Genomic DNA, 10,069 nt, shown 5'->3' on the forward strand with positions numbered 1-10,069 from the left:
CACGCAACGCCTGGCTCCCCCCGTCGACCCCCCGCCACCCCCCGACCCCCGCCCCCCCGCGGTGGCGGGGGGGCCCCACCCCGCGGGTAACAGCCCCCGGCGCCGCGCCCGGGCGACCGCGCCGCCGCGCTCGCCGGCCTCCGGGATCTGCTCGAAGTAGCGCCGCACGTAGGCCTCCTGGAGGTCCGGCGGGCCGGAGCGCCAGAAGCCGTCGGCGGTCGCGGAGAGCAGGTGGTTGGAGAGTGCGCCGGGGGTGAACATCAGCTCCCAGGCGGCCTCCTTGGCCGCCTCGCCGGGCAGTGCGGCCCGGGCCCGGGCGGCGCCCTGCTCACCGGTGTCGCTGGGGTCGGCGGCGAGTTCGGCGGCGATCCGCTCCTCGTCGGCGGCGCCGGCCGCGGCGAGCACGGCCAGCGCGGACCAGCGCAGATCGGCGTCGAACGGCAGCCCGTCCGGGAGGTCCTGCCCGTCCAGCCAGCGGGCGAGCCCGGCGAGCCGTTCGTCGCCGGCGGCCGTCGCCACCGCGCTGCGGCGCGCGGCGATCCGCAGGCTCTCGCCCGCGTCGGGGCGCTCCAGCAGCGCCCGGGCGGCGTCGTGGAGCCGGCCGAGCGCGGCCGGCCGGTCGGCCGGGGCGAGGTAGCGGGCGATGACGTGGTCGGCCGCGAAGCGGAGCACCGCCCCGGCGACGGCGTCCGAGGACTCGCCGGGCAGGTGTGCGGTGACGAGCCCCAGGTAGCCGGCGGCCGGCAGGGCGGCCGAGCGGGCCAGGTCCCGGGCGTGCTCCCAGAGCACGGCGCGGGCGAGCTCGTCCGGCACGGCGGACAGCGAGGCCGCCACGGTCTGCGCGGAGTGCTCGTCGAGCTGGATCCGGGCCCAGGTCAGGTCGCCGTCGTTGGGCAGCAGCAGGGCCGGCCGCGGGGCGCCGGCCAGTTCGGGCAGCGGGGTGCGGCCGCCGGGGCCGACCTCCGCGTCCAGCCGCTCCCGGAGCGCGATCGCCCCGTCCACCCGGTCGTACACGCCGATCCGCACCCGGTGCGGGCGGCTGCCCTCGTTGACCAGCACCGCGGAGGCGAGGGCGTCGCCGTCCGGCCCGGTCTCGATCCGCAGCACGTCCACGCCGGTGGTGCGCAGCCACCGGTCGGCCCACTCGGGCACGTCGCGGCCGCCGGCCGCGGCCAGCGCGCCGAGGAAGTCGGCGAGCGAGGCGTTGCCCCAGCGGTGCTCGGCGAAGTACGCGTTGAGGCCGGCGAAGAACGCCTTGTCGCCGAGCCAGTGGACGAGCTGGCGCAGCGCCGAGGCGCCCTTGGCGTACGCGATGCCGTCGAAGTTGCCCAGCGCCTCGGCGACCGATTCGGTCGCGGTCGCGGCCACCGGGTGGGTGGTGGGGCGCTGGTCGGCGTCGTAGCCCCAGCCCTTGCGCCCGGCCGCGAAGGACGTCCAGGCCCCGGTGTAGCGGGTGGACTCGGCGGCGATCCGGTAGCCGAGCATCTCGGCGAAGGACTCGTTCAGCCAGACGTCGTCCCACCACTCCATGGTGACCAGGTCGCCGAACCACATGTGCGCCATCTCGTGGCAGACCACCATGGCGCGCATCGCCCGCTGGTCGTCGGTGGGCGCCGAGCGGAAGAGCATCTCGTCACGGAACACCACGCAGCCGGGGTTCTCCATCGCGCCCCAGTTGAACTCCGGCACGAAGACCTGGTCGTAGCCGCCGAACGGGTAGCGCTCCGCGAACAGCGAGTGCAGCCGGTCGAAGGAGGCGCGGGTGACCTCGAAGAGCTCGTCCGCCTCGCGCTCCAGCTCGGCGGCGAGCGAGCGGCGGGCGTAGAGGCCGAGCGGGATGCCGTCGTGCTCGGCGTGCACGGCGTGCAGCGGGCCGCCGACCACGGTCACCAGGTAGGTGGAGATCGGGCCGACCGGGGCGATCTCCCAGCGGCCGTCGGCCGCACGGGCGGCGGCGCCGTTGCCGATCACCGTCCAGTCGTCGGGCGCGGTGACGGTGAAGGCGAACGGCGACTTCAGGTCGGGCTGGTCGAAGCAGGCGAACACCTGCGGCGCCAGGTCGGGGCCGAGCGAGGCGTAGACGTAGCCGGCGCCGTCCGCCGGGTCGGTGAACCGGTGCAGGCCCTCGGCGGTGCGCGAGTACGCCATGTCGGCCTCGACCAGCAGCTCGTTCTCGGCCGCGAGGGCGGGCAGGTGCAGCCGGTTGCCGTCCAGGCCGGCCGCGTCGAGCGGACGGCCGTTCAGTTCGGCGCGCAGCAGGGCCGCCGGCTCGACGTCCACGAAGGAGTCGGCGCCCGGCTCGGCGCAGCCGAACCGGATCACGGTCGTGCTGCGGAAGAGCCGGTCCCCGCGGGTGAGGTCCAGGGCGACGGTGGTGGAGCGCACGTCGATCAGACAGGCACGCTCGACGGCTTCGGTTCGTTGCAGAGCTGGCATTCCCGCATGGTTTCCCAGCCCGCGGCAGCGGACAAGCCCGTTTCGCCGACGGCGTCCGCCGGCCGTGTCCGCCGACCGCGGGTCACGGCCGGCGGGGCGCCGCGGTGCCCTAGGGTGGGGCGCTGTAACCGGGGACGGCCGGCCCCGCCCGGGCGGCCGAGGGAGCGAGGAGGAGCACCGTGACGACGGTCCTGACCCAGGGCGGCAACGCCCCGATCAACGCGGCCCGGGTGACGGTCGAGGTGACCGCCCCGAAGGCCCTGGACGTCTCCGGCCTGCTGCTCACCGAGGCCGGCAAGGTCCGTTCGGACGACGACTTCGTGTTCTTCAACGCACCGAACGGCCCGGGCGTCACGCACCGCCCGTCCGCCGCCGGCAGCCCCGACGCGATCACCGTCGACACCGCGGCCGTCCCGGCCGGGATCGACCGGATCGTGGTCACCGCCAGCCTGGACGAGGCCGGTGCGACCTTCGCCGGGACGGAGCCGACCGCCACCGTCCGGGACGCCGCCACCGGCGAGGTCCTGGTCACCTTCACCCCGCCGCGGCTCACCCGGGAGACCGCGCTGGTGGTGGTCGAGGTGTACCGGCGCGGTCCGGCGTGGAAGGTGCGCGCGGTCGGCCAGGGCTACGCCGACGGCCTGGCCGGCATCGCCACCGACTTCGGGGTGAACGTGGCGGAGCCGGCCGCGGCCGCCGCGCCGCCGGTGCAGGCCGCTCCGCCGGTGCCCCCCGCCCCGGCCGCTCCCCCGGTCTCCGCCGCACCGCCGATGCCCGCGGCGCCGCCCGCCCCGGCCGCGCCGTCGATGACCAAGGTGACCCTGGACAAGGGCCGGGTCAGCCTGACCAAGGGCGGCTCGGTGTCGCTGGAGAAGGGCGGCAAGCCGTTCCTGTCCGCCGTCCGGATGGGCCTCGGCTGGGAGCCGGCCGGCCACGGCCGCAACGTCGACCTGGACGCCTCCTGCATCGCCTTCGACGCGCAGCGCAAGCGGCTGGAGACGGCCTGGTTCATGAAGCTGTCGATCTTCAACGGGGCCATCGCCCACTCGGGCGACAACCTGACGGGCGCCGGCGCCGGCGACGACGAGTCGATCACCGTGCACCTGGACGGCATCCCCGCCGAGGTCTGCGGCCTGGTCTTCGTCGTCAACTCGTTCTCCGGACAGAAGTTCACCGACATCAAGAACGCCTACTGCCGGCTGGTCGACGCCGGGAGCGGCCAGGAGCTGGTCCGCTTCGACCTCACGCACGCCGAGCCGCGCACCGGTGTCGCCATGTGCAAGCTGGTCCGGCAGTACAGCGGCGAGTGGGTGATGACCGCCATCGGCGAGTACGTGGACGCCAAGACCGCGCGCGGCATGGTCGATCCGGCCGCGAAGATGCTCTGAGGCGCACCTCCCGGCCCGGCATGACCTTCTCTTGACCCTGCGGCCCGTTCGGTGCGGTTTCGGTGAAGGTCGGCCGGATTCCGGTCCCGGGGTTCTCCCGCGCCCCCGGCTCCCCTACGGTCGTGCCCGCGCGCCGTCTTCGGGGGAGGTCCTGTCATGGCGATCGAGCTGCCCGGCGAGGTGGTGTCGTTCCTCGGCTTCATCGGTATCAACTGGCCGACGGTGAACGAGGACAAGGTCCGTGAGTTCGCCTCGCACGTCCGGGAGTTCGCCGACCGGGTGGACGAGGCCCACCGGGACTCGACGGCGACCATCCATGCGCTGTCCGAGGCGTACGAGGGGGCGTCCTACGAGGCGCTGCTGGCCAAGTGGTCGGCGATGTCCGACTCGCACATGACCGAACTGGTGCAGGCCTGCCACGTGGTGGCGACCGCGCTGGACGTGGCCGCCGACGTGATCGTCGGCATGAAGGTCGAGGCGATCGCCGAACTGGTCGCGCTGGCGGCGGCGTTCGTGGCGGACCAGGCCGCGGCGGTGGCGACGCTCGGCGCGGCCGAGGCGGCCCTGGTGGCGATCGAGGAGGCCGCGAAGCGGCTGGTCAACTTCCTGGAGCAGCAGCTGGAGCAGTACATCATCGGGCAGGTGGTCGAGGCCGCCGTGGACCCGCTGGTGGAGGTGGTCGGCCGTGCGGTCTCCGGACTGGTCTTCCAGGCCGCGGAGTCCGCGCTCGGCGTCTCCGCCGGGGGCGGCGGCGCCGGGACGGGCTTCCGGATCCACCCGGAGGCCCTGGAGGCGCACGCCGAGACCATGCACCGGCACGCCGAGACGGTGGCCGGCCACGCGGAGGCGTTCCGCTCGAAGCTCGCCGGGGTGAGCTTCGAGTGAGCAACCAGATCGTCAGAGCGCTGGAGCACGGGGCGCAGAAACTCGGCAGAACGCTCGCGGACGACGCGGGCAAGGCCGTGCACAAGCTGTACCGGCAGGCCGGCGACAACCTGCGGAAGGTCGCCCACAACACCCGCGAGATCGACGCCCGGCACGCGAAGGACCTGGAGAAGATCCTTCACGGCGAGGGCGGCAAGGGCCTGCCCCACCCGCGCTCCGGCAGCGGCGGCGGGCGCGGCGGCCGGGGCGGCACGCACGGCGGCGAGGGCCGCAGACAGGTCGCGCACCCGCGGCAGGCGGGGCGGCGCGAGGACGCGGTCTGCGGCGGCGGCGAGCCGGTCGACATGGCCACCGGCCGGATGTACATCGACCAGGTCGACGTCGCCCTGCCCGGCTCGCTGCGGCTGGCCTTCACCCGCTGCCACGAGTCCGGGTACCTGGCCGGGCGGTGGATGGGCCCGCGCTGGGTGTGCACCTTCGACGAGCGGCTGGAGCTCGACGAGGAGGGCGTGGTCCACCTCTGCCCGGACCGCACCGTCCAGGCCTACCCGCACCCCGAGCCCGGCGACCCCGTGCAGGCGTCCGCCGGCGGCGCCCGCCGCGACCACGACGTCGACCCCGCCACCGGCCGGTACACCCTGACCGACCGCTCCGACGGCCTGGTCCGCGAGTTCACCACCCGGCCCGGCGGGCAGATCGCCCTGCTGACCCGGGTCCGGGACCGGCACGGCCGCCACTACGACCTCGCCTACGACGAGGACGGCGCCCCCGTCTCGATCACCCACTCCGGCGGCTACACGCTCCTCGCCACCGTGGACGCCGGCCGGATCACCGCCCTGCGCCTGGCCGACGGCGACGGCCCGGGCCGCGACGCCCTGCTGGTGCGCTACGGCTACACCGACGGCCACCTCACCGGCGTCTACAACTCCTCCGGCAAGCCGATGCGCTTCGCCAACGACGCGGGCGGCCGCATCCTGTCCTGGACCGACCGCAACGACTCCCGGTACCTCTACGCCTACGACGCCCTCGACCGGGTCACCGAGGAGGGCGGCGCGGACGGCACGCTGCACTTCCGCTTCGGCTACGGCGAGGCCGACCCCGCCACCGGCCTGCGCACCCACACCGAGACCAACGCACTCGGCCGCACCACCGCGTACCAGGTCAACGAGCACTGCCAGATCACCGCGGTCACCGACCCGCTCGGCCACACCACCCGCTACGAGCGGGACGCGTACGACCGGCTGCTCGCCGAGACGGACCCGCTGGGGCGCACCACCCGCTACGCGTACGACGGCGCCGGCGACCTGGTCACCGTCACCCGTCCCGACGGCGGGCGCGCCGACATCACCTACGCGGGCTCGCTGAGCCTGCCGGAGACCGTCACCGAACCGGGCGGCGCGATCTGGCGGCAGACCTACGACGCGGCCGGGCGGCACACCTCGCTCACCGACCCGACCGGCGCCGTCACGGCGTTCGGGTACGACGGCGCCGGCCACCTCGCGGCCGTCACCGACGCCCTCGGCCACACCACCCGCCTGCGGTGCAACGCGGCCGGCCTGCCGGTCGAGGTCACCGACCCGGCCGGCGCGACCACCCGCTACGAGCGCGACGCCTTCGGCCGGACCACGGCCGTCACCGACCCGCTCGGCCACACCACCCGGCTGAGCTGGACGGTGGAGGGCCGCCCCGCCTCCCGGACCACCCCGGACCGCGCCACCGAGACCTGGACGTACGACGGCGAGGGCAACTGCCTCAGCCACACCGACCCGGCGGGCTCCACCACCACGTGGGAGTACACGCACTTCGAGACCCTGGCCGCCCGCACCGGCCCGGACGGCGCCCGCACCGAGTTCAGCCACGACGCCCACCTCCAGCTCACCGGCGTCACCGACGCGCTCGGCCGCACCTGGGCCTACCGCTACGACCCGGCCGGCCGGCTCGTCGGCGAGAAGGACTTCCAGGGCCGCAGCCTGGCCTACGAGTTCGACGCCGCGGGCCGCATCACCGGCACCCTCGACCCGCTCGGCCGGCGCACCCGGTACCAGTACGACCTGCTCGACCGGCTGACCGCCAAGGACGCCGACGGCAGCACCACCGGCTACGGGTACGACGCGGCCGGCAACCTCGCCCGCGCGACCGGCCCGGACGCGGAACTGACCCGCACCCACGACGCACTCGGCCGGCTGCTCACCGAGACGGTCAACGGCCGCACCCTCACCCACCGGCGCGACGCGCTCGGCCGTCCCACCCACCGCACCACCCCGGCCGGCCACACCAGCGCCTGGACGTACGACGCGGCGGGCCGGCCCGCCGCGCTGGACACCCCCGGCGGCGGCATCGGCTTCACCCACGACGCCGCCGGCCGCGAGGTGGCGCGCAGTTACGCGGACCGCCTCACCCTGACCGCCACCTGGGACGCCCGGCACCGGCTGACCGGCCACCGGCTCACCGCCCCCGGCGGCGTGCTGCAGCAGCGCGGCTGGAGCTACCGCGCCGACGGCCGGCTCACCGGCACCGAGGACCTGCTCGCCGGGGAGCGCAGCTTCGAGCGCGACCGGGCCGGGCGGGTCACCGCGGTCACCGCCGCCGGGTGGAGCGAGCGCTACGCCTACGACCCGGCCGGCAACCTCACCGACGCCGAGTGGCCCGCCACCGGCAGCGCCCGGGCCGCCGTCGGCCCGCGCGGCTACACCGGCACCGAACTCACCACCGCGGGCCGGGTGCGCTACGCGTACGACGCCGCGGGCCGCACCGTCCTGCGCCAGGTCACCCGGCTCTCGAAGAAGCCCGACAGCTGGCACTACGGCTGGGACGCCGAGGACCGGCTCACCCACGTCACCACCCCCGACGGCACCCGCTGGCGCTACCGCTACGACCCGTTCGGCCGGCGGATCGCCAAGCAGCGCCTGGCGCCCGACGGCGAGACCGTCGCCGAGCAGACCGACTTCACCTGGGACGGCGCCACCCTCGCCGAGCAGACCACCCGCGCCCCCTACCTCCCCGGCCCGCACACCCTCAGCTGGGACCACCACGGGCTCCACCCGCTCGCCCAGACCGAGACCATCGCCACCCCCGGCCGGGCCGAGGTCGACCGGCGCTTCTTCGCCGTCGTCACCGACCTGGTCGGCACCCCCACCGAACTCGTGGACCCCGCCACCGACACCGTCGCCTGGCGCACCACGGCGTCCCTGTGGGGCCAGACCACCTGGCCCGCCGACAGCACCACCTACACCCCGCTGCGCTTCCCCGGCCAGTACTTCGACCCGGAGACCCGCCTCCACTACAACCTGCACCGCTACTACGACCCCGAGACCGCCCGCTACACCAGCCCCGACCCGCTCGGCCTCGCCCCCGCCCCCAACCCGGACGCCTACGTCGCCGACCCGCAGACCTGGACCGACCCCCTCGGCCTGTCCCCGCACGCCCGGGCGGCGCTGCCGCCGGCGCTGCGGGAGCCGCCCAACGTGCCCGGCTCGCCGATCACCTCACGGCTGGCGCGGCCCGGCGAGACGTTCAACATGGTGATCTCGCGCGGCCAGCCGGTCTCCCGGCCGGGCGGCTTCGGCACCTTCGAGACGGTGCCGAACCAGGCCTTCGTCCGCAACCAGCTGGCGATCCGCACCGACTGGAAGCCGGACGTGTCGCTGGTGCAGCGCTACGCGTTCCCGACGCACGGCGACCCGATCCGGATCCAGGAGAGCGTCATCGGCCCGCAGGACGACCCGCTGCTCGGCCACCTGCCCGGCGGGGCCACCCAGTTGGAGATCCTGAACTTCGCCGACCGTGCCAGACTGATCCCGATCGGCGATCCCGTCGAGATCTCGTGACCCGACCAGGAGGGCGACCCGCCATGGACATCGACTGGGAGCCCGGGCGGCGCACCGTCCGCTGGACCGGCGCGGACGGCACCGGGGAGCGGACGTTCGAGCGGCCGCCGGCCTCGGTGGTGGCGCTGGCGGACCCGCCGGGCGTGCTGGTCGTGGAGGAGCCGGAGGGCAACCCGGCCCGGCCGAGCAACGCGCTGGTGCTCGACGCGGACGGCCGGGAGCGGCTGCGCCTGGCCCCGCCGCCGGTGCCGGAGCCCTCCTGGCGGATCGGCTACCACACCGCGTACCGGGACGCCGAGGGGCAGCTGGTGGCGGTGTACGCCACGCAGGCCGGCGACCTGTGGGGGCGGCCCGACCTGAGCACCGGGGAGCTGCGCGACGTGCGCGAGTGGCGCTGACCGCCCGTCGCCCGGCGCGGCCGGTGCGCCCCGGGACGACCGGGACGCGGACGTGCCGGAGGGGACGGGCACCCACACGCCCGTCCCCTCCGTGAATCCCCGCAGCCGATGGTGCGTCAGCCGCGGGAGGCCATCGCGCGCAGGAAGAACGCCAGGTTGGCCGGGCGCTCCGCGAGGCGGCGCATGAAGTAGCCGTACCACTCCTGGCCGTACGGCAGGTAGACGCGCATGGTGTTGCCGGCCTCGGCGAGGCGCAGCTGCTCCTCCGGGCGGATGCCGTACAGCATCTGGTACTCGAAGCTGTCGGTGTCGCGCTTGTTCCACTCGGCGAGCTGGCCGGCGATGCGGATCATGTGCGGGTCGTGCGAGGCGATCATCGGGTAGCCGTCGCCCGCCATCAGCACCTTGAGGGCGCGGACGTACGCGAGGTCCACCTCCTTCTTGCCCTGGAAGGCGACCGACTCGGGCTCCTTGTAGGCGCCCTTGCAGATGCGCACGCGGGAGCCGGCGCCGGAGAGGTCGCGGCAGTCGGCCTCGGTGCGGCGCAGGTAGGCCTGGAGGACGACGCCGAGCCACGGGAAGTCGGCGCGCAGCTCGCGGGCGATCTCCAGGGTGGAGTCGGTGGTGGTGTGGTCCTCCATGTCGAGGGTCACCGTGGTGCCGGCCGCGGCGGCGGCCTCGCAGATCCGCCGGGCGTTCTCCAGCGCGATCTTCTCGCCGTCGGCGGGCAGGAACTGCCCCACCGCCGAGAGCTTGACCGAGACCTCGGCGTTGGCGGCGAGACCGGTCTCCTTGAGTGCGGCCAGCAGGTGCTCGTACGCCTCCGCGGTGCCGGCCGCCTGGCCGGCGTCCTTGGTGTCCTCGCCGAGGTGGTCCAGGGTGACCTTGCGGCCGGTGGCGACCAGCTCGTCCGTGGCGGTGATGCCCTGGTCGAGGACGTCGCCGGCGACGAAGCGCTTCACGATGGCCTGGGTCGGCGGGAACTTCTCGACGACGGTGCGGACCTGCGGGGAGCGGGACGCGGCGAGGAGGGCGGAACGGAGCATCGGTGACTCCTGGGCTTTCTTCCGGAGTGGTGGAGAGGGGGGGTTTGTTGGAGGGGGCGGTCTGGGGGCGGCGCCCGCCGGGGCGGCCC

6 protein-coding genes are annotated in these 10,069 nt (G+C 75.0%); 4 read left to right on the forward strand and 2 right to left on the reverse strand.

Annotated features, from left to right (window positions below; translation table 11 throughout):
• On the reverse strand, window positions 1-2,436 hold a 2,436-nt coding region (gene pepN, locus ACFV0G_RS26225; RefSeq protein WP_380552756.1), incomplete at its 3' end, for an aminopeptidase N.
• Window positions 2,437-2,627: 191 nt separating this feature from the next.
• Here pepN and ACFV0G_RS26230 point away from each other — a divergent pair.
• The 4 genes from ACFV0G_RS26230 to ACFV0G_RS26245 all read left to right on the forward strand — a co-directional run bounded on the left by ACFV0G_RS26230 (window position 2,628) and on the right by ACFV0G_RS26245 (window position 8,934).
• Complete coding sequence (locus tag ACFV0G_RS26230) at window positions 2,628-3,824, forward strand: TerD family protein (RefSeq protein WP_380552771.1); 1,197 nt, start codon at window positions 2,628-2,630, stop codon at window positions 3,822-3,824.
• A 156-nt stretch (window positions 3,825-3,980) separates the two neighbouring features.
• Window positions 3,981-4,709 (forward strand): WXG100 family type VII secretion target, encoded by a 729-nt coding sequence (locus ACFV0G_RS26235; RefSeq protein ID WP_380552759.1) that lies wholly within the window; start codon window positions 3,981-3,983, stop codon window positions 4,707-4,709.
• Window positions 4,706-8,536 (forward strand): RHS repeat-associated core domain-containing protein, encoded by a 3,831-nt coding sequence (locus tag ACFV0G_RS26240; protein ID WP_380552762.1) that lies wholly within the window; start codon window positions 4,706-4,708, stop codon window positions 8,534-8,536. Before ACFV0G_RS26235 ends, ACFV0G_RS26240 begins: the two co-directional genes overlap by 4 nt.
• A gap of 23 nt (window positions 8,537-8,559) precedes the next feature.
• Window positions 8,560-8,934: a hypothetical protein gene (locus tag ACFV0G_RS26245; RefSeq protein ID WP_380552765.1), complete on the forward strand. Its 375-nt coding sequence runs from the start codon at window positions 8,560-8,562 to the stop codon at window positions 8,932-8,934.
• Between the two features lie 116 nt (window positions 8,935-9,050).
• Here the strand turns inward: ACFV0G_RS26245 and ACFV0G_RS26250 are convergent, their stop codons facing one another.
• The gene (locus ACFV0G_RS26250) at window positions 9,051-9,980 is read right to left on the reverse strand and encodes a proline dehydrogenase family protein (RefSeq protein WP_380552768.1); all 930 of its coding nucleotides are present in this window, start codon (window positions 9,978-9,980) and stop codon (window positions 9,051-9,053) included.
• Between the last annotated feature and the right edge of the window lie 89 nt (window positions 9,981-10,069).

It is taken from the genome of Kitasatospora sp. NPDC059571 (assembly GCF_042735675.1).
In the GTDB taxonomy this organism is placed as follows: domain Bacteria; phylum Actinomycetota; class Actinomycetes; order Streptomycetales; family Streptomycetaceae; genus Kitasatospora.